The organism is Colwellia sp. MT41, from assembly GCF_001444365.1.
Classification (GTDB): Bacteria; Pseudomonadota; Gammaproteobacteria; order Enterobacterales; family Alteromonadaceae; genus Colwellia; species Colwellia marinimaniae.
Genome location: NZ_CP013145.1, coordinates 1,966,458 through 1,990,993 on the forward strand (window position 1 = coordinate 1,966,458; position 24,536 = coordinate 1,990,993).

The 24,536-nt window shown below is 41.0% G+C and carries 17 protein-coding genes; 9 read left to right on the top strand and 8 right to left on the bottom strand.

Annotated elements, in window-relative coordinates; all coding sequences use genetic code 11:
* Position 1: 1 nt before the first annotated feature.
* Genes CMT41_RS08420 through CMT41_RS08430 form a run of 3 tightly spaced genes read right to left on the bottom strand, consistent with a single transcriptional unit; the run spans position 2 to position 2,875 of the window.
* Positions 2 to 919, bottom strand: coding sequence for a lysophospholipid acyltransferase family protein (locus tag CMT41_RS08420; RefSeq protein WP_058027010.1), 918 nt, complete (start codon positions 917 to 919; stop codon positions 2 to 4).
* Entirely contained in the window at positions 909 to 1,139 is a 231-nt protein-coding gene (locus CMT41_RS08425) for a hypothetical protein (RefSeq protein ID WP_058027011.1), read from the bottom strand. The genes CMT41_RS08420 and CMT41_RS08425 overlap by 11 nt, the downstream gene beginning before the upstream one ends.
* Positions 1,139 to 2,875 carry an AMP-binding protein gene (locus tag CMT41_RS08430; RefSeq protein WP_157466317.1) on the bottom strand — a complete coding sequence of 579 codons (1,737 nt, stop codon included), beginning with the start codon at positions 2,873 to 2,875 and terminating at the stop codon, positions 1,139 to 1,141. The genes CMT41_RS08425 and CMT41_RS08430 overlap by 1 nt, the downstream gene beginning before the upstream one ends.
* 288 nt (positions 2,876 to 3,163) lie before the next feature.
* On the opposite strand from CMT41_RS08430, the gene recC reads away from it, so the two are divergent.
* The 4 genes from recC to CMT41_RS08450 all read left to right on the top strand — a co-directional run bounded on the left by recC (position 3,164) and on the right by CMT41_RS08450 (position 13,331).
* Positions 3,164 to 6,736, top strand: coding sequence for an exodeoxyribonuclease V subunit gamma (recC, locus tag CMT41_RS08435; RefSeq protein ID WP_083494246.1), 3,573 nt, complete (start codon positions 3,164 to 3,166; stop codon positions 6,734 to 6,736).
* On the top strand, positions 6,736 to 10,608 hold the full coding sequence (gene recB / locus CMT41_RS08440) for an exodeoxyribonuclease V subunit beta (RefSeq protein WP_058027014.1): 3,873 nt from the start codon (positions 6,736 to 6,738) through the stop codon (positions 10,606 to 10,608). Before recC ends, recB begins: the two co-directional genes overlap by 1 nt.
* A complete protein-coding gene (recD, locus tag CMT41_RS08445; protein ID WP_058027015.1) occupies positions 10,601 to 12,685 on the top strand; it encodes an exodeoxyribonuclease V subunit alpha in 2,085 nt (694 codons plus the stop codon). The genes recB and recD overlap by 8 nt, the downstream gene beginning before the upstream one ends.
* 88 nt (positions 12,686 to 12,773) lie before the next feature.
* The gene (locus CMT41_RS08450; protein ID WP_058027016.1) at positions 12,774 to 13,331 is read left to right on the top strand and encodes a DUF3087 family protein; all 558 of its coding nucleotides are present in this window, start codon (positions 12,774 to 12,776) and stop codon (positions 13,329 to 13,331) included.
* Between the two features lie 339 nt (positions 13,332 to 13,670).
* Here the strand turns inward: CMT41_RS08450 and infA are convergent, their stop codons facing one another.
* The 5 genes from infA to ald all read right to left on the bottom strand — a co-directional run bounded on the left by infA (position 13,671) and on the right by ald (position 18,235).
* The gene (gene infA, locus CMT41_RS08455; protein ID WP_011043571.1) at positions 13,671 to 13,889 is read right to left on the bottom strand and encodes a translation initiation factor IF-1; all 219 of its coding nucleotides are present in this window, start codon (positions 13,887 to 13,889) and stop codon (positions 13,671 to 13,673) included.
* Between the two features lie 129 nt (positions 13,890 to 14,018).
* Positions 14,019 to 14,771, bottom strand: coding sequence for an arginyltransferase (locus tag CMT41_RS08460; protein WP_058027017.1), 753 nt, complete (start codon positions 14,769 to 14,771; stop codon positions 14,019 to 14,021).
* Between the two features lie 255 nt (positions 14,772 to 15,026).
* Positions 15,027 to 15,752 (bottom strand): leucyl/phenylalanyl-tRNA--protein transferase, encoded by a 726-nt coding sequence (aat, locus tag CMT41_RS08465; RefSeq protein WP_058027018.1) that lies wholly within the window; start codon positions 15,750 to 15,752, stop codon positions 15,027 to 15,029.
* Positions 15,753 to 15,873: 121 nt separating this feature from the next.
* Positions 15,874 to 16,824 carry a thioredoxin-disulfide reductase gene (gene trxB, locus CMT41_RS08470; RefSeq protein WP_058027019.1) on the bottom strand — a complete coding sequence of 317 codons (951 nt, stop codon included), beginning with the start codon at positions 16,822 to 16,824 and terminating at the stop codon, positions 15,874 to 15,876.
* Positions 16,825 to 17,116: 292 nt separating this feature from the next.
* Positions 17,117 to 18,235, bottom strand: a complete 1,119-nt coding sequence (gene ald / locus CMT41_RS08475) for an alanine dehydrogenase (RefSeq protein ID WP_057180896.1) — start codon at positions 18,233 to 18,235, stop codon at positions 17,117 to 17,119.
* A 178-nt stretch (positions 18,236 to 18,413) separates the two neighbouring features.
* On the opposite strand from ald, the gene lrp reads away from it, so the two are divergent.
* The 5 genes from lrp (at position 18,414) to crcB (ending at position 24,495) form a co-directional block, all read left to right on the top strand.
* Positions 18,414 to 18,896: a leucine-responsive transcriptional regulator Lrp gene (gene lrp / locus CMT41_RS08480; RefSeq protein WP_057180897.1), complete on the top strand. Its 483-nt coding sequence runs from the start codon at positions 18,414 to 18,416 to the stop codon at positions 18,894 to 18,896.
* 134 nt (positions 18,897 to 19,030) lie between these two features.
* A complete protein-coding gene (locus CMT41_RS08485) occupies positions 19,031 to 21,604 on the top strand; it encodes a DNA translocase FtsK (protein WP_082606485.1) in 2,574 nt (857 codons plus the stop codon).
* A 99-nt stretch (positions 21,605 to 21,703) separates the two neighbouring features.
* Positions 21,704 to 22,531 (top strand): outer membrane lipoprotein chaperone LolA, encoded by an 828-nt coding sequence (lolA, locus tag CMT41_RS08490; protein ID WP_232300042.1) that lies wholly within the window; start codon positions 21,704 to 21,706, stop codon positions 22,529 to 22,531.
* The gene (locus tag CMT41_RS08495) at positions 22,515 to 24,110 is read left to right on the top strand and encodes a replication-associated recombination protein A (RefSeq protein ID WP_198149795.1); all 1,596 of its coding nucleotides are present in this window, start codon (positions 22,515 to 22,517) and stop codon (positions 24,108 to 24,110) included. Before lolA ends, CMT41_RS08495 begins: the two co-directional genes overlap by 17 nt.
* Positions 24,094 to 24,495 (top strand): fluoride efflux transporter CrcB, encoded by a 402-nt coding sequence (gene crcB, locus CMT41_RS08500; protein WP_057180898.1) that lies wholly within the window; start codon positions 24,094 to 24,096, stop codon positions 24,493 to 24,495. The genes CMT41_RS08495 and crcB overlap by 17 nt, the downstream gene beginning before the upstream one ends.
* Positions 24,496 to 24,536: the final 41 nt, after the last annotated feature.

A 24,536-nucleotide genomic window follows, 5' to 3' on the forward strand; every position in this document is an offset into this window, starting at 1 on the left:
ATTAGTAGTTTTTCCAACGGTTATATGACCAATACCATTGGCTTGGATATTGTCTAATTATTTGCTCAAATCGTTGGTAAATTTGTGCCATCACTTGTTCAACGTTTTGCTCAATTTCTTGCTCTGCTGGTTTTTTTTCAGATATTTCTTGTGGCAAGGTTTCAAAAAACACTTGTACTTGGCCGTCGTCTTGATAAACCGCATAGGCCAGTAAGAGCGGTTTTTTAGTCATTTTTGCCAGTAAAACTACGCCGGAGGGCGCTTTAGTTTTTTGTCCAAAAAAGGTTACTTCAGTTTGGTTGGCGTACAGATCGCAATGCAAAGAAATATAGCCATTATTGCCCGCTTGGATTAATAAATGGCTAAAAGCATGTGCAGATTTTTTATTGATGGCGGTAATATTGACGGCAGAATAAAAGTCCATTTCATCGGCTAAAAAATCAGGGATGTTAGTTAAAGTGACTGAATTATTGGCAAATTTTGCCACAGCAAGCGGCACTGCTTCGTAGCAGCCTAGATGCATGGTGGCAATGCAAGCCCCGGTTCCTGATTGCAAAATTTGTAAGGTTTCTTCATCACAAAAAATATCAGGCTCTACTTGTGATAACCAAAAAGACTCGGCCACGCCATAGGCACAATTACCATAAGCTTCAAAGGCCAAGTCAGTTGCTTCTTTAATACTGAGTTCTGGCATGGCTCGAACAATATTATTGATGGCACGTTTTCTGGTTTTTGTAGCAAAACGTAGTATTATTTTGCCAATATTGTTGATTAATTTCTTACGTCGTTTTTTAGTTAACTTCATTAAAGTACTCAGCAAAAATCTTATGCCGAGACTCATGGTTTTATGCTTTATTAAGGCTCGTGGCGAAGGTGTTATCGCTTTGGCTGTAGACTTGTTGGAGAGTTTAACGTTCATGGTGCTGCTCAACCCAAAAAATAAACTCATCGATTTGTCTTAAATTAGCGGTAAGTGCCTGCTCAAAGGGCAGTGTTAGCTTGAATTTCTGTTCAAGCTCTAGCATGAGCATCATGAAATCGAATGATTTTATCGTGCCAAGTAAGTTGTCCGTTAGGTCTATTAACGGGCAATGGGTCTTTTCTTCAATGAACTGAATGATACTTTGTTGTATTAACATTATAGGGTCTCCTTAGGAGTAGTTATTTTATTATGATCAGCACTAAGTAGTGCTTTGATATCCACTTTGCCACTGATATTACGGGGTAATAATGGCTGAAAATTAAACTCATCAGGCACCATGTAAGTGGGTAAATGCTGTAAACAATGCTTTCTTAATGCGCCAAGAGTGTGTTGGTAATTGTCTAAGACTGAAGTTGAGCTTGAAGCCGAGTTTGACTTTGAACTTGACGGTAAGTTTTGTTGGTATTCAATAAAGGCGATGATCCTAGTATTGCCGCTATGATCAACGTGTGCAGCAACAACACACCAAGTGATATCGTTGGAAAAGCTAACAATGGCAGTTTCAATCTCGGCAGCTTCAACCCGGTGACCTGATACTTTAAATTGCTGATCGTTACGACCATGAAAAACAATGTTTTTTTGTTGGTCATAATAGACAATATCGCCGGTACGGTAGAAACGTGTTGCGCTTTGAGCTAACGGGCTTGCTAGTGTGATAAAAGCTTGCGCTGTTTTCTTACTGTCTTGGTAGTAACCGTCAACAAGTTGATCACCGGCTAGATACAATTCAGCTAAGGTATTGCTGGTCGTTATCTCTTTATTATCTTTGACCAGTATGGCCGTTAATCCAGGTAATGCTTGACCTATGGGTACTGATGCTGAGGTGATTTCTTGCTGGTCACTTAATTCAAAATAAGTGGCGGTAATTGTGCACTCTGTTGGACCGTAGAGATTGATTACCCGACTATTATGAGCACATTTTTGCCACTTTAACGCTTGGCTGGTGAGTAGTTTTTCACCACCAAAACAGCTTAGTCTCAAGCTAGGTAATTGCTGAGGTTTTAATAAGCGCATTTTATCCATAAAAGATAACGCTGAAGCAACGGCGGAAAAAACAGATAATTGATGCTTTTTAATAAATGCCATCGGGCAGATAAGCTGTTCATTAGGAATAATATAGAGCGCCGCGCCTTTGTGCCAGCAACTGAACATATCATGTACGGATAAATCAAAAGATAATTCAAAAAACTGACTGACTTTATCCCTTGCCGTTATCTTTAAAAGCTTATCGAGCCGGTGCAGGTGACTGATAATGTTTTTATGACTAACGGCAATGCCTTTTGGTGTGCCGGTACTACCCGAAGTAAATAAGATATATGCATAAGGGTATGCCGTTAATGATGCTATGTTCGTTGTAGTTGTTGCCGTTGTATTTGCTCTTAGGTCAGCGCTGCTTATTGAAATCGCATCGTCAATGTTAAAATACTGATGGCGTTTGTTATTTAGGCACCAATTAGGCGTATTTGTGCCTAAATACAAGACCACTAATGGCTGTTTAGTGTGTTGCAATAACTCCGATGGGTCTTCGTTAGCAGCAACCAAGAGTACCTGGCTATTTATTGCTGACAATATCTGGCTATTTCGCTTGGCCGGTTGTTTGATATTAAGCGGTACATAGGCATTATTACTGGCCAGAATGGCGAGTATGCCGGCGTACATCTGCCATTGTCGGCCACCATAAATAGCCACTGGGCATGACGCATCATTAAAATAACGAATGCTGTTCGCCCATTGTTGACTCAGTGCAAATAAAGCGTGGTAGGTAAAGGTTTTTACCTGTCCTTTTTTGCCTTTGACACTGTTATTTTTTGTGGCACTAGCGTCAACATAAAGGGCGATATTATTGGGAAACTGCTTTGCGGATGTGGCAAAGCTTGCTTGATATAAATTCATTCGTTGTCGTTGGGCTGCTGATTTGATGAAAGCTAATGTAACCAATAACACGATTATCTTCGGTAACTGTTTTGTCGATAAAATGTCACAACTATGGGTAAATTTGTAAAAAAGTGTCAAGGTAAGGGGAAAAATAGCAGAGCTTTCTTCGTTAGCTAACTAATTTTACTCGTATTCTTTAACGCCTTATGGTTAAATTTAAGGTAATTTTATTCGTTGATTTCTCAGGTCATAATGAGTGGTTTTTAGCCACTGGCAATCATAGTCATTTACAATTAAGGCATTATCTTGATCCATCTTTATCCTGCCAACAAAATGGAAAATTTGTTGCTCTTACTCAACAAAATATCGCAACTTTCCCCTCTAGGTGTATTTAATCAAGAAGTCATTGTCGTGCAAAATGCGGGTATGCAGCATTGGCTTAACTTAGCGATCGCTAAAGAGCGTGGTATAAGCATGAATATGCGTTACGCGTTACCAGCTCAATTCCTGTGGAAATTAATAAGGTCACTGGCTAGCGAAGATAAAGTGCCTGATCAGTCACCTTACTCCAGAGAAGTGCTTTGTTGGCGTATACATGCACTTTTAGCACTCGATTCAGTGGTCGATGATGATGATTTTAGTCAAGCTAGCCACTATTGGCGTGGTGATATATCGGCAGATTCAGTAGATGGCAGTGGTTATACTGAAGACAAACAAGCGCAATTAAAACGTTATCAATTAGCCACACAATTAGCTGATTTATATGAGCAGTATTTGATTTTTAGACCACAGTGGTTAGACAGTTGGCAACAAGGAAATTTTGAACTGCAAGGTCTTGAAAAAATTGCTGCCAGTGAACATAAATGGCAAGGGAAATTATGGCGCTTGTTAATTGAGCAATTACCTTATAACCCAGTTGAATTACTCAAGGATGCTATTGCCAATATTGCCAACAAAAAAGATCTTATTCCGCCACGCATTAGTTTCTTCGGTCTTAATACTATGGCGCCGATGTGGCTTGATTTTATTAATGCCTTGAGTGAGCATGTTGAAGTACATTTCTTTCATCTTAATCCGTGTTTCTCCTATTGGGGCGATATAGTGACTGAAAAACAGGCGCTCAATAAGTTATCACAATGGTCCGATGGTGTTTCAGCCGATGAGAGCGAGGTACAAAACTTTGTCGGCAATCCTCTATTAGCTAACTTAGGCCAACAGGGCCGAGAGTTTATCTCCATGTTGCAAGATTACAGCACCATAGATGTTGAATTGTTTGAACACGCTAAAAATGACCCGCCGAGCATGGCAGCAGCGGAAAAAACCAGTGTTTTACATCAGCTGCAAAATGATATTCTTTCCCTTACTGATGCCAGGATTGACGGCAAAAGTGAGGCTAGCGATGATGACAAGGATGCGCTAAATACGGCTGGTCAAGATGATTCTATTGTCATCACTAGTTGTCATAGTGCTTTACGAGAAGTGCAAGCGTTGCATGACTACTTATTACATCAATTTAACCAAGATAGCAGCTTAACGCCAAAAGATATCTTGGTGATGTGTCCACAAGTGGAACAATATGCCCCTTATGTTAATGCTGTTTTTACTCGGGGTTGGCAAGATATAGCCGGTGAAGTACCGCCACTGCCTTGCTCTATTGCTGATCGCAGCGCTAAAGATAGTGATCCCTTAGTCGCCGCTTTTACCGAGTTACTGACCTTACCTGATAGCCGATTTGGTGTCGCACAATTGTTATCGTTTTTACGCTTACCCGCCATGGCAAATAAATTTTCCATTAACACAGAAGACTTGGCTAAGATCTCTGCTTGGCTTGAACAAGCAACGGTGCATTGGGGCATTGATTTAAGTCATAAACAGGCATTGTTAGGGCAACACGCCAGTGTTGCTTTTACTTGGCAACAAGGCTTAGCACGACTATTACGTGGCTTTGCTTTTGCCGACAGTGAACAAATTTATCAAGAGCAACTGTTATTGAGTAATGTTGAAGGCAGTGATGGCGTGTTACTGGGTCAGTTAATGCTTTTTATTGAACAGTTACAATATTTTAGTGAAAACCTGCAACGCTCTCGTAGCGCAATACAATGGCAAAGTTTTTTACTTGCACAACTAGAGGGTTTATTTAGTCGAGTCGATGCTGATAATGTCAGTAATGAAAGCAGCCTAATGGTGATTGAGCAAGCCATTGCCGGTTTGGTAGAGCATTGTCACCATGCTCATTTTGACGATGACATTTGCTGGTTAATTATCGTTGATTACCTAAGCCAACATTTTAGTCAGGGTGATGCCAGTAAGCAGTTTATGGTTGGTCAGGTCACCTTTTGTTCCATGTTACCTATGCGCAGTATCCCCTTTAAAATTATCGCGGTATTGGGCTTAAATGATGGCGAATTCCCTCGGCAACGCCAAGCCTTAGGCTTTGATCTTATGTCGCTGTCTAAGGCTCAATTAGGCGATAGATCGCGCCGTGGTGATGACAGGTACTTATTTTTGGAAGCGATTATTTCCGCCAGAAATTCCTTGTACCTTAGCTATCAAGGGCGAAATATAAAAAATAATAATGAAAGACAACCCTCATTGGTGGTTAAAGAGTTGATGGAATATTTAGCTCAAGGTTATGGTTGGAATTTCTGTGAACAAGATAGCAGTAGTCATAATGAAGCGCAGCCAACGGGTATCTATCAATTAGCCATGCAAGCGTTTAGTGCCGATAATTATCAAGGTAAATGGTCCAGTTTCGATGCCAATTGGTTGGCGTTAGGGCAACGTCCTGTTGTTGATGCTGGCTCAGTTGCCGATTCAATCGATAACAGTGCACAGTTAGCCATACAGGCACACGATAATAATAAAGAGGTGAGTTTATCTTGCCAGCAAATAATACGCTTTTATCAACACCCAGCAAAAATGTTTGCCCAACAGCAGCTGAATTTATATTTTGATAATGATCATAGCTTGTTAGAAGATGTTGAGCCTTTTAGTGTTAATCACTTAGAAAGCTACTTATTACGCCAAGACTTGCTCAACGCAGCATTAAATAGCGCAGCATCAGCGGAGGTGTTAACCCGTGCCCACTTATCGGGTAAATTCCCCGATTTACCGACTACAGCAAGCTTGTTTAAAGATTATCAGCAAGATGTGCAGCAATTCAGTGAGGAAATAAGCAAGCTTAATTGTGTTAATCCTGAGATCATTGATTGTCATCTTGTCCTTGATGTTGACTGCTTAAGCGGTAATAAGGTTAAGGTAACACTGAATACTCAATTAGCGGTTAAAAACAACTTATTGGTGCACTATCGTAGCTCAAGCGCTAAAGCGAAAGATAAATTTACCATGTACTTTCAGCAACTCGTGGTACAGGTCTGGCAAGATCAACTTATTGCTAATGAACAGATGGCCAATGAAACGATAATTAACGCTGTCGACTCGGTAAAACTACAACAAGTGACTGAAACTATTGGCTTATATTTTAATACCAAAGCGCAGAAGGTAGAGCAGTTTTCGGTCGCTAATATCATTGATGCAAAAGCAAAACTCATTAAGCTCATTAAGATTTTTTTTAAAGGTCAACAACAAGCCTTACTGTTAAACGGTGAATTGGCCGACAAAGTGTTTACCAAAAAACGCGGCCAGCTAACAGAAATGACACAAGGGCGTTTTGAAGGTTTGTGGCAAGGAGATATGAGTACACGTGGCTTGGCTGATGATGATTATTTGAGTTATTTTTGGCCTGAGTGTCCGCAATACGCTAAACACCAGGCGGACATTGATTTTATTTACCAGGATTTATATCAAGTGGTCGTTAAACAGGCAGCCAAACAAGCAGCAAAAAAGACCGCCACTAAAACGGCTAAGGAGAGCAAATAATGACCCACCTTAATACTCCTGACGCTAACCAAGTAGTTAACAACCTTGATAACAAGGTAGCTAGCGCAACACTAACGCTGAAAAATCTTGATGCGGCTACTATCCCATTAAGTGGTAAACATCTAATCGAAGCCAGTGCCGGTACTGGCAAAACCTATAATATTACTCGAATCTATTTACGGTTATTACTTGAGCGCGAGCTAACGGTTGAACAAATATTATTGATGACCTTCACCAAAGATGCCACGCAAGAGTTACGAGGGCGCATTGATAGCTTTATTCGCCTTGCCTTGAGTGATTGGCAGGTATTGTGTGTTGATGACCCTTATTTTACCGCCCTCGATAAACGCATCGACAAAAGCAAGCGCGAATTTTTATTAAAACGTGCGTTACTTTTTTTAGATGAAGCGGCCATTTTTACCATCCATGGCTTTTGCCAACGGGTATTAAATCAATATGCTTTTACCAGTGGTTTACCTTTCAATGCCAATATGGCGGCGAACTCAACAGAAATCACCTTGCAAGTGTGCCAAGACTGGTATCGCAGTTTAGCTAAAAGCGATGCTGATAGTTTTATGCTGTTGGCGAGCTTTTGGGCGACACCGGAAAGCTTTTTATCAAGCTTTAGTAAAGCCATAGGGCACAGCAGTACTTTATCGGTTATCGATGTTGAAAGTATTGCCGCTGAATTTATTACCCTAGTACGCCAGGCTCACGAAAATTTAACCACACACAGCGATTTATTTGAAAATGCGCTGATCCTGGTTAAAAAGGGCGCAGAGCAAGATAAAAGGCGCAGCGAGCTGGCGCAATTAAACACTTGGCTGGTAAGTATTATCGACCAAGAGTTATCACTGATGGCTGTCGGTGAAGGCAAAGTTAAAATGCCCGATGCTTTTTTTGATGGTAAACGTTATGCCAGATCCACTTATAAAGCTGAATTGCTTGTCGCTTTTGCACCGGTAAAACAAGTGAAAGAGCAGGTTAAGAAAATTGCCAATAAAATCAATAAAGCGAAAGCTTATACCATTGTTAAATCAGGTATTTATAACATTCGCCAGCAAGTGATCACACAAAAGCAAGCGCTTAATTTACTCGATTTTGACGATCTAATTAATACCTTAGCCTATTGTCTTAGCTCTGCTTGTTTGACTGATAAAGGTGCCAACAAAGAATGTTCCAACGATGAAAGCTCAAGTGATGACAATACCAATCAACTGGCTAAACAATTACTGGCGCAATACCCGGTCGCTTTAATTGATGAGTTTCAAGATACCGACCCTAAACAGTTTGGTATTTTGCAAGCTATCTATTATGGCGATAACGCGGTAAAAGCCAATGCAGCTTTATTTCTTATTGGCGATCCTAAGCAAGCTATCTATGGTTTTCGTGGCGGTGATATTTTTGCCTACTTAAATGCCCGTAGTGGCTGTGACTACCATTGGTTGATGGATACTAATTGGCGCTCAACGCCTGAAATGATTGCCGGTTATAATCAGCTTTTTAGCAAGAAGGCTAAAGCAGCAAGGCCTGAAGATGCTACTGGCAAACTAAGCGAGAGTGTCTTTGGTTTTGGTATTCCTTATTTACCTGTGCTGGCCGGTAAAAAATCAGCTAGTGCCAACCAAGAAAATGCTGAGAGCGGACAAGTGTTAGCAGACAGTGATAAAGCGCTGCAGTTTATTCATTTTACTGACCATGAACAACCAGATAGCAAGGTTAGTCAAGGCTCTCGGCCTATGATGGCTAACTGGTGTGCCAATGAAATAGTGACCTTGCTCACCTCGAACGAGCATGCGGCCAAGCCGAAAGATATTGCCATATTAGTCAGAGATGGCGCTGAAGCGCGTGATATAAAACAAGCCCTTGAGCAAGCGGGTCTTGATAGTGTCTTTCTATCTGACCGAGCCAATTTATTTCATTCCGAGCAAGCCAGGCAATTGTTATGTTTACTTAAAGGTGTACTGTTACCCGAAAATGAACGCTTGTTTGTTGCGGCATTATCATGTGGTTTATTGGGCTATGATGCACAAAAACTGTATCAGCTGCAGCAAGATGAACTGGCCTATCAAACCATGAAATTTGCTTTTGTCGATTACCGTAGCCAATGGCAACGACAAGGTTTTATTACCATGGCCATTACTTTAATGCACAATCTGCTTGATGTACCGCTACGCAATAAAGATCGTTGTTTAACCAATATTTTACATTTATTTGAAATATTACAGGCGGCGAGTGTGCGCTTAAGTCAGGGGCAAGAGCTGTTACATTGGTTTGAACAGCAATGTCATGCCGAGTCGAATGACGTTGAAGCCGAGCTGCGTTTAGAAAGTGACGGCGACCTTATTCGTTTAATTACCCAGCATGGCTCGAAAGGCATGGAATATCCTTATGTGTTTATTCCGTTTGCTTGTCGTCATAAAGATCCTCTCAAATTTGGTAATAAAGCGGTTAGTTATCTTGAGTACCATGATAAACACGGTAATTTGTGTTTAAGCCTAGATGGCTCCAAAGAAGCTAAACAAGCCATGAGTAATGAAGCTTATGCAGAAAGTATTCGTTTACTGTATGTAGCGATAACGAGGGCAGAGCGACGTTGTTATATCCTCTGTTGTGCTTTTGATGGCTATCATTTATCACCTTTAGGTAAAACGCTACAACTACAAGAGCAAGACAGCATTATTAAGGGGCTAGCAGTAGTTAAAGCAGGTGCTGAGCATGCCATTGGTATTCGTCAGGTCTCACTTGATTGTCCCCTTGATGATAATGGGCAGGTGTTAAAACAATTGGAAAATAACAGTCAAGAGTCGGTCAATAGCGCGGTTAGTCAATTCACCGGGACCATAGAGCGAGATTGGTGGTTGAGTTCTTTTACTGCCTTAAGCCGCAATATTCGTCATGCCGGTGTTTCTAATCCTGACCGAGATACGGATACTACCCAGAGCCAGCTAGCCACCTTGAGCAATAGCCCGCTAGGTAATAGCGAGCTTGCCGCGTTAACTCACGGGCAACAAATTTGTTTCAAATTAGCTAAGGGTGCTCATACCGGTAACTTATTACATGATATTTTAGAGCAAACTGATTTTACTGCACCCAACTGGCAAGAAAGTGTAGAAAAACCGTTGTTAGTTTATGGTGAGTTAACTAGTGGCGGGGTAAATACCAGTGACAATACCTCCTTTACTGAAGATGATTTAATTGCCTGGTTAGAGCAAGTGCTTAATAGCGCTTTTATTAGCAATGATGATAATGACAATTATGCCAGTCTTAGCGATCTGGACTTGAATAAAACCTTGCGTGAAAGTGAGTTCTATTTTCCCATGCAAGGCGAGGGCACCAGTGCCTTAGCTAAATTGCTAACCGATCACCGAAATAGCGCGGAACGTAATATTAATAGCAGTGACAGCAAGACATCAACTAGCAGCTCTACTAATACCTCAACTCTAACGTTAAAGTATCCAGTGATGTTACCTAGCCATAAAAAGCTTAGCGGCATGATGCATGGTTTTATCGATTTGATTTTTGAATACCAAGGTAAATATTACTTGTGTGATTATAAATCTAGCCACCTAGGTGATAGCTTTCAAGACTATCAGTATGATGCTTTACTCGATAATGTGGAAAAAAACTATTATGACTTACAATATCTGATTTACTCCTTAGCACTACATCGCTATTTAAAGCAGACCCTTAGTGATTATCAGCCCAGTAAACATTTTGGTGGTGTCTATTATTTATATCTTCGTGGTATGACGACAGAGCCGGAGCATCAAGGTGCTGGGGTGTATTATCGTAAAATTTCGGTGCAAGAATTAAATAATTTAGATGCACTATTTGCACATGAAAATAGCGAGGCAGCGCAAGATGACTGAGATTAGAGTGAATAGTAGGAGCGAGCAAGTGTATAGCCACTTTAATCAAGTCAAAGACGCTATTCAAGGTGTTGAAGCCATTGATTATTTTTTTGCCAAAGAAATGTTTGCTGCCTTAATTCATCAGACAAATACTGAGACCGCCGTTGATATCGAGCCGCAAAAAACTTTATATCATGTATTTTTAGCCTTAAGTGCTAGCCTACGCGCCGGACATACGTGTTTGCCCTTGGCAGAAATTGCTGAGCAACATTGGGGCAAAGGCGTGCCAGTAAAAAATGGCGATAACTATGATTTCAGCCATGCTGGTTTTGTTTTTGCTCCCTTAACTGAACTGCAAAGCCTATTAACTGAGTTAACTATTCAAGCCGGTGATCAACAATTACTGGTGCTGCATAAGGATAAGTTATATTTGCGCCGTTACTTTCAGTTTGAACGTGACTTAGGACATGCCATTAACAACCGCTTAAGTCAGCAATGTCAGTATGATAATGGACAAATTCAACAGTGTATTTCGGCCTTATTCCCTAAGGAGCAAGGCCTAGCATCGTTAGACATTGATTGGCAAAAAGTGGCGGTCGCTAATGCCATCAATAAAAAATTTAGTGTTATTGCTGGCGGCCCAGGTACGGGTAAAACCTATACTGTCACTAAATTATTAGCCGCGCTGGTGATGTTAGCGCAGTTAAGAGCAAAGCCGTTAGCTGTAGCAGCGCAAAGTAGACAGGGCACACCGACGCTTAATATTGCCCTTGTTGCTCCCACAGGTAAAGCAGCACAACGTTTGTCAGAGTCCATTGTTACTGCCATTTCTGGTTTTAAAGACTTAATCGATGCCGAGGTGTTAGCGGAAATTCCGAGCCAAGCACAAACCATTCACCGCTTGTTAGGGGTATTGCCCAATTCGCCTAATTTCAAACACCATGAAGATAATCTCTTAGCGTATGACATTATCTTAATAGATGAAGTCTCTATGGTGGATTTACCCCTAATGACTCGGATATTTCGCGCGCTCAAGGATACAGCGAAAGTCATTTTATTAGGTGATGCCGATCAATTACCCTCGGTCGCAGCTGGCAGTGTGTTAGCGGATATAGCGCCACGACCACATGGCGGCTTTAGCTCGGATAATGTGCAATATTTACGGCAAGTTTGCCAACTCTCGGCTGAGCAAGCTAGCGAATTTTTATCTGGGCAGTTAACAGGTCATACTAGCAATGTTGATTACTTATCGTTTCTGCTTAAATCAAGACGTTTTGACGGTAAAGGCGGTATTGGTTTGCTCGCCAATAGTGTTATTCAAGGTGATGTTAAGCGTAGTTGGCAGCTACTGTGTGATGCACATTCTCAGCAAGCGGGTCAATTATCATTGGCACAAGGTGAGCTTGCTAACTGGTTAGCGCCTTTAGTGAAACAGTATTACCAGCCGATTGAATTTTGCGCCAATGTTAGCGATGCCTTTGCCTTGTTAGCACAATTTCGGGTACTTTGTGCTACCCGGCAAGGAGATTATGGGGTAGAGCGTCTCAATGAGGTGATTAAACACTATTTAGGGAAAAATAAAGCCCTTTATCAGCAAAATGAGCCGGCGCTTTATCATGGTCAGCCCATTATGATTAATGAAAACGACTACCGTTTAGGTTTGTATAATGGCGATATCGGCATTATCTGGCGAGTAATAGACCAAGCAGGTAAGACACATCTTATGGCGTGTTTTGAAGACACAAGTCTTGAAAGTAATACGGCTGAGGACACTGACACCGGGCAGCAAGCGATAAGACAAATATTGCCATCACGCTTACCGAAATTTGAAAGTGTTTATGCCATGACCATTCACAAAACCCAAGGCAGTGAGTTTGCTCATGTTGCTCTGGTTATTTCAGCGACACAGAGTGCAGCACACCATAAGCAGCAAAGAGCGAGTAAACTGTTATCACGAGAGTTACTCTACACGGGCATCACTCGGGCGAAAACACAGCTGACTATTGCCGCCCACCAAGGGATTTGGCAGCAAGGTGTTAGCGCACAAGTTAAGCGTCATTCGGGTTTAGTTTTATGCGCAACGCGTGAAAAGTGATAACATAGCCCCTGCTCACTACTTTTTATTTTTACCTTTTACGGTTGATTTTTATTTCTAATAAATACCCAAGGATTTCAGTAAACACATGCAATTAATTGATATAGACAAAGCACGATATAGAAAACATTTAAATATTGTTATTGTGGGCTTTATCAGCTCATTATTAGTGATGTCATTGCTTTTTGGTACTCTGCTGATCAGCCTGTTTTCCAATGTTGGTGAAGTGACTGCGCTAGTGCAAGCGACCATTGATTCGGTAGCGGAAGAGCCAGAGACTAATTTTAGCTACAACCTAATTGGCGTTATTTTGGCACTCGTTGTCAATGGTGTCTTTTTGTATAAGGTTAAAAACAGTGATTTTTTTACTGAGATATATTACGTGTGGCGGGTAAAACAGCTACAAAATTTAGTGTATCGTAAGTTTAAAAAAATTAAGCTTGCCGGTAAAAATGGTGAAGAAACCGCGCTGATCATTTTATCATTTTACTATCAGAGTCAATTACAAGTGTATCAACTAGATGATAATACCATTACCTTATCGACCATCGAAAAAAGATTACAACAGCTCAATGAAACCATTGCTAACACAGGCTTAACTATTAGTGCTGAGCAATTCGAAAAAAAGCTGATAGCTTGTTATTAGAACGCAAAAACAAACGACTATAGCTAATATCACTAATATCACTAATATCGTTCAAAAAAGGCCCAAGGCAGCTTAATTAAAGAACAAAGATGATAGCATAGCTGCCAGTCTACTTTTAGAAAATGAGCAATTTGTTGCTTGCTCAACAGGCATGGAGCACGCAGTGATTTTCAATCACTAAACCTTTTGCTGGTAAAGCCTAAAGGTTTACGGGTAAAGCAAGGCGTTCAAAGTAAGACTGAAGTTAAAACGTAGACAATAAAAAACCAGCGAGCTAAAAGAGCGCTGGTTTTTTTATATTGGTTCGAAATAACCTAAGGTTAATAGGTGTTTTCTGGCTTATCTAGCGCGGAAAATAATGCGACCTTTTGATAAGTCGTATGGCGTTAATTCAACCGTTACTTTATCGCCCGTTAAGATACGTATGTAGTTCTTACGCATTTTACCAGAAATATGTGCAGTGACGACGTGGCCATTCTCAAGTTCAACTCGGAACATAGTGTTAGGTAATGTATCTAAAACAGTACCTTGCATTTCAATATTTTCTTCTTTCGCCATGGGGCGCTAAACCTCTAATGTTGTGCAAATAGCCAAGAAATTATTCTAGAATAGTAATATTTTCTGGCAGATAAAAAAGCTGCGCGAATCATGCCTAATTGCTTGACCAATGTAAAGGCTTGCTGCACTTTATTTAGTGATTTTAGCGTTATTAACGACAGCTTTGCTGTTTAATTGCCATTGACTGTTAATAAAGCGCTCAAAGGGGAAATATCGGTCTTTATAATTCATTTTTTGACAATCATCAATTTGATAACCCAAATATAAATAGGGTAATGACATTTGTTGGCAAAAGTTTAATTGGGTGAGAATAGAAAACACCCCTAAACCATAGGCTTTATATTCTGGGTGATAAAAGGTATAAACAGCGGATAAGCCGTTACTTAAGACATCAGTTACGGCAACACAGACGAGTTTCTCTTGCTCTTGCTCATTTGCCGGTGCCCAGGTTTCAATAAATAATTGTTGGGTTAAATTGCAGCTTAAAAACCCCTGGTATTGCTCAAAAGAAGCGGGGTACATACTGCCTTCTTGATGAAAGGTATTAATATAAGCTTCAAACAAGGGGTAATAGCTGTCTTTTAATTGTGAAGATTGTTTAATAATAAAATGATTATTACGCTTTTTTGATCTTCTTTGGCTTTTAGACGGGCTAAATTCTTTGCTTAATACACGAATTGACTGACAAGCATTACACTGAGGGCAGTGTGGTCGATAGCTTTGTTCACCGCTACGGCGAAAGCCTTGGGTCATTAACCAAGCATAACTCTCACTGTTGGCTAATCGTTCATCAACGGCAATCAGTAGCCGCTCTTCTTTATCAGGTAAATAATTACAGGGAAATATTTTACTTATACCCAGTTTATAGGAAATTTCATTCATTGATAATTTACCAATTTCACATCAGTATCAAGGTTAATTATAACTAAAATTATGACGCTCTGTCTTAACATCAGTCATTTAATTTGGCTCTGTTGTAGTTTGGTGTTGTTGAGTAAACGACCGAGACGCATAAACCCCTCCATGGGACTCTTCACAAGCATCCATGCTTGTGAAGCTCGATCTTATCACATCAGCAACACCTTCCTTTAAATCAGTGTGTTACATTATAGACAACAGTGTTCTACAACAAAGACTTTAATTTAGGGTTAAGGTTCGGGCTTGCCAAAAATCATCGGGCACTCGCGTAGTTATCGCCTGTTGGTGTTTTTGTAGAAAAGCCACACGGCTTATTTCTTTGGCGCCCATGTCTGCGAGAAAGGGGTTGAGCAACTGACAATCAATAAAATTAATACCGATACTCTGGAGTAATTGTCCTAGGGCAATAAGGGCAAATTTTGAGGTGTTACTGCGTTTATAGAACATAGACTCACCCGAAAAAAAACCGTTAATAGCGACACCGTATAAACCACCAACTAACTGATTATTATTATTTTCGTCTGTCTGCCAAATCTCAATAGAATGCGCATGACCTTGTTGATGCAAACCAATATAGGCAGCCTGCATATCATCCAGTATCCAAGTCTCGTCTTGGCGAAAGGGCGCATCGGCACAAAGCTGTATAACCTGAGTAAAGTCTTGGTTGAGAGTGATGGTATAGGGCGCTTTACGTATTGCTTTGGCCAAGGTGCGATTAATTCGTAATTGGCTAAGGTCTATGATGGCTCTAGGATTGGGTGACCACCACATTAATGGGTCATCTTCGCTATACCAAGGGAAGATACCTTGGGAATACGCACTCAGTAACCTAGCACTAGATAAGTCACCACCGACCGCTAGTAAACCATTTGGCTCGGTTAGTGCAGAATTAAGGGGCGGAAACGCTAAACTGGCATCATCAAGTTGATACAGTAATTGACTCATATCTGACTCTTACTATTACTTTTTTCGGCGGAGGAACACAAATAAATAAACCACTTAAACGGTTAAAGCTCAAGTGGTTTATTAAGGTACAATAAGTAAATGCAGTGCTAAAGAAGTCTATTTATTCTAGTGCATCTAAATAGCGCTCAGCATCCAATGCCGCCATACAACCTGCACCTGCAGACGTGATTGCTTGACGATAAATATGATCAGCAACATCACCGGCAGCAAAGACACCTTCAACACTGGTTTGTGTTGCGTTCCCTTGTGTGCCACTTTGAATGGTTAAATAACCATTTTTCATGTCGAGTTGACCCTTAAATATATCGGTGTTTGGTTTGTGGCCAATAGCAATAAATACGCCTGATACATCAAGGTCTTCCGTGGCATCCGATTTGGTTTCTTTTAAACGTAAACCGGTCACACCCATATTATCGCCTAATACTTCGTCTAAAGTACGGTGGGTATGTAAAGTGATATTACCGTTCGCCACTTTGGCATGTAAACGGTCGGTTAAAATCTTTTCGCTACGGAAGGTATCACGACGGTGAATTAAATGAACTTCACTGGCAATATTTGATAAATAAAGTGCTTCTTCAACAGCGGTATTACCACCACCAACAACGGCAACTTTTTGGTTTTTATAGAAGAAACCATCACAGGTAGCACACGCTGAAACACCGCGACCCATAAAGGCTTCTTCTGACGGTAAACCTAGGTATTGTGCTGAAGCACCGGTACAAATAATTAACGCGTCACAGGTGTATTCACTGCTGCCGGTTAATTTAAAAGGCTTAGACGAAAAATCTACTGATTCGATATGGTCGAAAATAATTTCAGTATCAAACTTCTCCGCATGTTTTTGCATACGTTCCATTAAGGCAGGACCGGTTAAGTCATCCGCATCGCCTGGCCAGTTTTCTACCTCAGTGGTTGTGGTTAATTGACCACCTTGTTGCATACCAGTAATCATTACTGGTTTTAAATTTGCGCGGGCAGCATATACAGCAGCAGTATAACCAGCAGGGCCTGAGCCTAAAATTAGTAGGGGACAGTGTCTTACGTCACTCATGGGTTCTCCAAGAAAATTGATTACTTCGAAGCAGTTAAGCTTTAACTACTTATTTATAGTAAATCGGACTAATTGATTGCTCGGTTAGTCCGATTGGTATTATGTATTAATTGGCATGATAAGGAAATAAAGCAAGGGGGTAAATAATTACTTCGTTATAAGATAAATTAAAAAAAACGCACTTTAGCTTAACTGTAAGCAAAAGTGCGCTATTTACGGTAAAAGACTAATCTAGCGAAAAGATTGTCCTAATGTTTACCGCATTGTTTTTTAGCTAAGGCTAAGTTCAGCCTTATGCGTTTAGGGCAACGCTTGGCTCTACGTATTCATAACCTAATACATCGGCAACTGGCTTGTAAGTGATTTTACCGTGCGCTACATTTAAGCCAGCCATTAAATGTTCATCATCTAATAAAGCTTGTTTAGCACCTTTGTTTGCTATGGTTAGTGCAAAGGGCATTGTGGCATTCGTTAACGCCATTGTTGACGTACGAGCGACACCACCTGGCATGTTAGCAACACAATAATGGACAACTTCATCAACAACATAGGTTGGATCTTGATGTGTAGTCGCTTTTGATGTTTCAAAACAACCACCTTGGTCGATAGCAACATCAACGACAACAGCACCTTTTTTCATCGATTTGATGTGTGCTCTAGTGACTAATTTAGGTGCAGCTGCACCTGGAATTAATACTGCGCCAATGACTAAGTCAGCTTCAACAATTAGGTGATCCATAGCATCGGCAGTGGAATAAACAGTCTTTAAACGACCATCAAACTCAGTATCTAATTGACGTAAACGCGGTAAAGAACGGTCTAAAATAGTCACGTCTGCGCCCATACCTACTGCCATACGTGCAGCTTGAGTACCAACAACACCACCACCAATAATAAGTACTTTAGCGGGAGCAACACCGGGAACGCCACCTAATAATGCGCCTAAACCACCTTGTGCTTTTTCTAATGCATGGGCACCAGCTTGGATAGACATACGACCAGCCACTTCCGACATAGGTGCTAATAAAGGTAAACCACCCGTTGCAGCGGTAACTGTTTCATAAGCAATACAAATTGCTCCTGAAGCTACTAATAACTCGGTTTGCTTAGGATCTGGTGCCAAATGTAGGTAAGTGAACAAAATTTGGCCTGGACGAAGCATACTACACTCAACCGGCTGTGGCTCTTTCACTTTGATGATCATATCGGCAGTGGCAAATATTTCTGCTGCGTTATCAACGATTTTTGCACCGGCGGTAATATATTGCTCATTATCAAAGCCAATAGAGGCACCGCCATTATGTTCAACAATTACTTGGTGACCATTAACGATTAATTCTTTAACACCTGCAGGTGTTAAGCCAATACGGTATTCGTGGTTTTTAATTTCTTTTGGTACACCAATAATCATATCAATCTCTCTTAAGCAAAGTTTGTGGTAGCACATTGTGCTGTTATCAAAGTGTTAACTGCGTGTGCTTCTCATATTTGCGACTAGTATAGTCACAATATAGTAGAATAACCTGTCGTTATTTGTATACTTACGATATATAATGCTGCAAAAGGCCAATAAAACAGAGTAATATAAAATGAGTGATTTATTAGGCAAACCTTTAGACCGTATCGACAAAAATATTTTAGTAGAATTACAAATCAATGGTCGGCTTTCTAATGTTGAGCTATCTAAGCAAGTTGGTTTAAGTCCAACTCCTTGTTTAGAAAGGGTAAAGCGGCTAGAGAAAGAAAAATATATTAGTGGTTATAAAGCGATATTGAATCCTCATAAGCTTGACGCTGCCTTATTAGTGTTTGTTGAAATTACCTTAACCAAAACCAGCCCGGATGTATTTGATGATTTTGCTAAAGCGGTTGATGAACTTGATGTTATTCAAGAATGTCATCTGGTCTCCGGTGACTTTGATTTTCTGCTAAAAACGCGAGTGAAAGATATGTTGGCGTATCGGCAGCTTTTAGGTGATACCTTATTAAGGTTGCCAGCGGTCAGTGCCAGCCGCACCTATGTAGTGATGGATGAGATAAAGTCCAGTAATATGCTACCCATTAACCGTTAACATGACTATTAAACCCTAGTTGATGGAAATATCGTACCCTAATGGTAATTTGTTGCTGTCAACTAAGCGCTAATTTGATACTTTAGTTGCTCTATGGGTAATTTTTACCTATTTATTTTCGATGGTACTTTTAATTGTCTTCAGATCTTACAGAAAACACCGATGTCTCTCTTGATATATTGAGCAATAATCAGCTAACAGGCGTACAACGTTTGTTGGAAGCTGGCTTATTGTTTTTCACCGTTTTTGCCATGTTTATTATGTTGGCACTCTTTAGTTTTGATCCCGCCGATCCCGGCTGGGCACAAACAGGTTATCAAACACAAGTACGCAACTTAGGTGGCGCGGTTGGCGCTTACCTAGCAGATTTGTTTTTAAATCTTTTTGGACTTATCGCCTATAGCTTACCTTTTGTTATTGCTATTGTCGGTTGGCTATTGTTTCAACGTTTTCATCAGTTAATGCAGCTAGACTATTTAACTTTAGGGCTAAAGTTGATTGGCTTTTTCATGTTCTATCTCGGTGTAACATCACTGGCGAGCATGAACTTTGATGATGTTTTTTACTTCTCTGCCGGTGGTATTTTAGGGGATGTGCTCAGTAAAACTTTATTGCCGTACTTTTCTTTTGTTGGCTCTACCTTATTGTTTCTGCTATTTACCTGTGCTGGTTTTGTCTTATTAACGGGTTTTTCTTGGCTTAAGTTTATTGACAGTGTTGGTCAATACGCCATTGTTGGCGCACTGTGGCTAGTAAACGCTCCTAAGCTTATTAAAACGCATTTTGCCAGCAGTGATGATAAAGACGATGAAGCAGTAGGTCATGGTAAAAACCACTCGGTAGAAAATAAAGCCAGTGATAAAGAAGCACTTAGTCCGGCAGAACCGTTACCTACTGCAAAGCATGCCAAAACAGCTAGCATTGAATTGCCTGAGTCTTTTCGTATTGACGAAGAGGAGCTTGCTAATGTACAGCCCGTTGATGATAAGTGTGAGCCCTTTATTGATATTGCTGATCTAATGGGTGAAGCCAGTATTGGTAACGTGCAAGAGCATGTTAGCGAAAAAGAAATCACCGCCGCTTTCGCTGAAGTTGATAAACCCAATGTTGCGGATGACTTGCAAGCACCAACTATTGCGCCCGTTGAGCAAAATATAACCAGCGAGAATGGCCAGGTTAATTTAGTTGCTGTTGCCCCAAGTAAGTTTAAGGGTATGCCCTCTATTGATTTACTTGACCGACCAGATAAAGCGAAAAATCCGATTAATCAAGATGAATTGGATCAAGTTAGCCGCTTAGTAGAAGCCAAGTTACTCGACTTTGGTATCCAAGCCCAGGTAGTTTCGGTTTATCCAGGGCCTGTTATAACGCGCTTTGAATTAGACTTAGCGCCGGGTATTAAAGTAAGTAGAATTACCAGTTTATCGAAAGATTTAGCCCGTGCCCTATCGGCCATTAGTGTCCGTGTGGTTGAAGTCATCCCGGGTAAATCGGTTATTGGCTTAGAGCTGCCAAATAAACACCGGGAAATTGTTTATTTGAGTGAAGTTATCTCATGTGCTGAATTTAAAGAATCAACATCGCCTCTTGCTATGGTCTTGGGTAAAGATATTGCCGGTGATCCTGTGGTGGTCGATTTAGGTAAAATGCCCCATTTATTAGTTGCGGGTACGACCGGCTCAGGTAAATCTGTTGGTGTTAATGCCATGATTGTCAGCTTGCTGTATAAATCGACGCCAGAAGATGTGCGTATGATCATGATAGATCCAAAAATGTTGGAGCTGTCTGTTTATGAAGGCATTCCGCATTTACTGACTGAAGTGGTTACCGATATGAAAGATGCCGCTAATGCCTTACGTTGGTGTGTCGGTGAAATGGAGCGACGTTACAAGGTGATGTCAGCGGTGGGTGTGCGTAACCTTAAAGGCTACAACAAGAAAGTGCTTGAGGCGATTGCTAAGGGTGAACCTATTATTGACCCTTTATGGCAGCCAACCGATAGTTTGGATCAAACACCACCGACCTTAGAAAAACTGCCAAGCATTGTCGTTATTGTTGATGAATTTGCTGACATGATGATGATAGTGGGTAAAAAAGTTGAAGAGCTTATCGCCCGTATTGCGCAAAAAGCCCGTGCTGCCGGTATTCATTTAATACTGGCGACACAGCGGCCATCGGTTGATGTTATTACCGGCTTAATTAAAGCCAATATTCCCACCCGTATGGCGTTCCAAGTATCGTCGGGTCTAAACTCTCGTACCATATTAGATCAACAAGGGGCAGAGCAGTTATTAGGTATGGGCGATATGCTTTATTTACCACCAGGTACCGGTATACCAACACGTGTGCATGGCGCTTTTGTTGATGATCATGAAGTACATGCTGTGGTTAAAGATTGGAAATCGCGCGGCGAGCCTAATTATATTGATGAAATACTCTCAGGGGAAAACGAGCAAGATATTTTATTACCCGGTGAACAAGCCGAAGGCAGCGATGCTGAAGAGGTTGATGCCCTATATGATGACGCGGTTAACTTTGTTACTGAAAAACGTCGAGTGTCTATTTCTAGTGTACAAAGACAATTTAGAATTGGCTATAACCGCTCGGCAAGAATTGTGGAACAAATGGAAAATCAAGGTATCGTCTCAACACCAGGTAATAACGGCGCTCGTGAAGTATTGGCGCCACCGCCAGTTCGTGATGTATAACGATTTACCCTGACAATACATTAACTATTATCTGCACTTATTAACTCTATCTGTACTAGCAACCGTGCTGGTACATTTCATTCTATTAGAAGTAAAACTATGCCAAATACATTGATGCCAAACCCCTTAATGCAAAATAAGTCAACGAAACAGCCTGTTATCAGAACACTTATATTGGCAAGTTTATTAATGCCAATACTACATTTTTCTCAAGGCTTGGTTTATGCCGCTCAACCTCTGGCTGATGAAGCTAAGGTTAGCGATGTCAAGTTAGAAAAAAGTGCCTCGTCAGCAGAGTATTCAAGCGCAGCGAAACAACGTTTAATGACTAAACTGGGTAAATTGGCTTTTTTTAGCGCTAATTTCAGCCAAAAAATTCTCAATGAGCAAGGTAAATTATTACAACAAGGCACAGGTAAACTGGCTATTAGTAAACCTAACCTGGTGTATTGGCAGACCGTTACTCCGGATGAAACCTTAATTGTTAGTGATGGTAATACCTTGTGGTTTTATGACCCCTTCATTGAACAAGCCAGTGCGTATAGCTTAGCTAAATCCATTCATAATACGCCCATTTTATTGTTAATCAGTGATGACGCGACACTTTGGCAACAGTACACTGTTGTTCAAGAACGTACTGTTGCTTTGGCACAGGATGCTGACCCGCAAACTAATAAGCCGTTGGTTGAACGTTTTATTGTCACGCCAAAAGATAAAAACAGCCAAATTAAGCGGTTAACCATCAGCTTTACTGTTGTGGATAGTGCGGGTGAAAAAACTGAGCAATTAAGCGAATTTTCATTTCAAGATGCAACCGGACAAATTAGTCAAATTAGCTTAAGTCAGTTTAATAGTACAGATAAGCCAGAAGCCTCATTGTTTAGCTTTAGCTTACCTCAAGGTGTAAGACTTGAAGACCAGCGATAATTCATCTTTAGGCTTAGGGCAAAGTGATGATCAGCAAAATTCACTGTTTGACCTTACCAGCGAAGCCGATGGCCTAGCCGCTACTGAAAGCCATTCCAGCAGTGGTTATGCTACCAGGGGTGAGAATACTGCTGCTGTGCAGTGTTTTATGCCGCTTGCCGCGAAAATGCGACCAAAAACCTTAGCCGATTATGTCGGACAGCAACACATCCTTGCTGAGGGCTCTCCTTTAGCGCTAGCCATTAGCCAAGGCCATTGTCACTCGCTTATCTTTTGGGGACCGCCGGGCAGTGGCAAAACCACCTTGGCTGAAATCATTGCCGAGCATGCTAACGCTGAAATAGAGCGAGTATCGGCGGTAACTTCGGGTATAAAAGAGATCCGTATTGCCATTGATAAAGCTAAACTACGTGCCCAAGGTCAGGGGAAAAATAAACGTCGTACGGTACTCTTTGTTGATGAGGTACATCGCTTTAATAAAGCACAGCAAGATGCGTTTTTACCACATATTGAAGATGGCACCATTATATTTATTGGTGCGACCACAGAAAACCCTGCGTTTGAGTTAAACCAAGCCTTGTTATCGCGAGCACGTTTATACACCTTAAAAAAATTAACGGCAGATGACTTAGTACAAGTTTTACAACGCGCCATTAGTTTTTGTGAGAAAGAACAAGGATTAGTAATAGAGCTTTGCGAAGATGCTAGACAAAGTTTACTTAATCGCAGTGATGGTGACGCTAGACGCTTGCTTAATTTACTGGAAAATTGCCTTGATAGCGCTGTCGTTAAATCCATTGCCAGTAAAGAAACCAATAACGCGACTAAACAAGCAAGTCAGCCAGTTGCTGTGCAAGAAGGTGAGCAACAAAGTGAGCAGAGCAGGCTTGGCAAAGAAAAAACCTTGGTGAAAAGTATTTCTGTGGCACTCATTGCCCAAGTCGCCGGTAGTAAAATTGCCCTTTATGATAAGGGTGGTGATGCTTTTTATGATTTAATCAGTGCCTTTCATAAATCAGTGCGTGGCTCTTGTCCTGATGCTGCACTTTATTGGTATGCCCGAATTCTTACCGCCGGTGGTGATGCCCTTTATGTCGCCAGACGTTTGCTTGCCATTGCCAGTGAAGATATTGGTAATGCCGATCCTCGGGCGATGCAACTGGCACTTAATGCGTGGGATACTTTTCATCGCGTTGGCCCCAGTGAAGGTGAGCGGGCCATTGCTCAAGCTATCGTTTATATGGCACTAGCCCCTAAAAGTAATGCGGTGTACCAAGCCTTTAATAAAGCAAAAATATTAGCGCAGCAAACCTGTACTTTAGAGGTACCTTTACATTTAAAAAACGCTACCAGCAGTATCACCAAAGAACTTGGCCATGGTAGTGAGTATCGCTATGCCCATGATGAAATGAATGCCTTTGCCGCCGGAGAAAACTATTTTCCAGAAGCGCTAGCTAAAGGGGATAGCTCACACACTAGTTTGTATCAGCCAACTGAACGCGGCCTAGAGAAAAAACTCAAAGAAAAACTCGATTACTTGAATCAGCTTAATAGGGATAGCCATGAGCAGCGCTATTAGTAACTTTACTTTATATGCTTTTGTTGCCATTGGTGGTGCCTGTGGGGCCAGCTTACGCTTTTATATTTCACAATTAGTGCTAAATTGGCTTGGAAAAGGTTTCCCTTTTGCTACATTGATGGTTAATATCAGCGGCTCATTTATTATGGGTTTGTTATATCAGCTAATCGAGCGCGAAATTATCGATATTAGTGTTCATAGAACCTTAATAGGAATAGGTTTTTTGGGTGCATTTACCACCTTTTCTACATTTTCATTAGACTCCTTGTTATTATTGCAGCAAGGCGACGTGTTAAAAGCGGCGATAAATATTTTACTGAATGTGGCACTGTGTATTGGCGCCGCAGGCTTGGGAATGTTTATGGTGACCGCTTTAACTAAATAACCGCAGATATACCTTATGCGCGGGTTGAATAGCCATAGCTT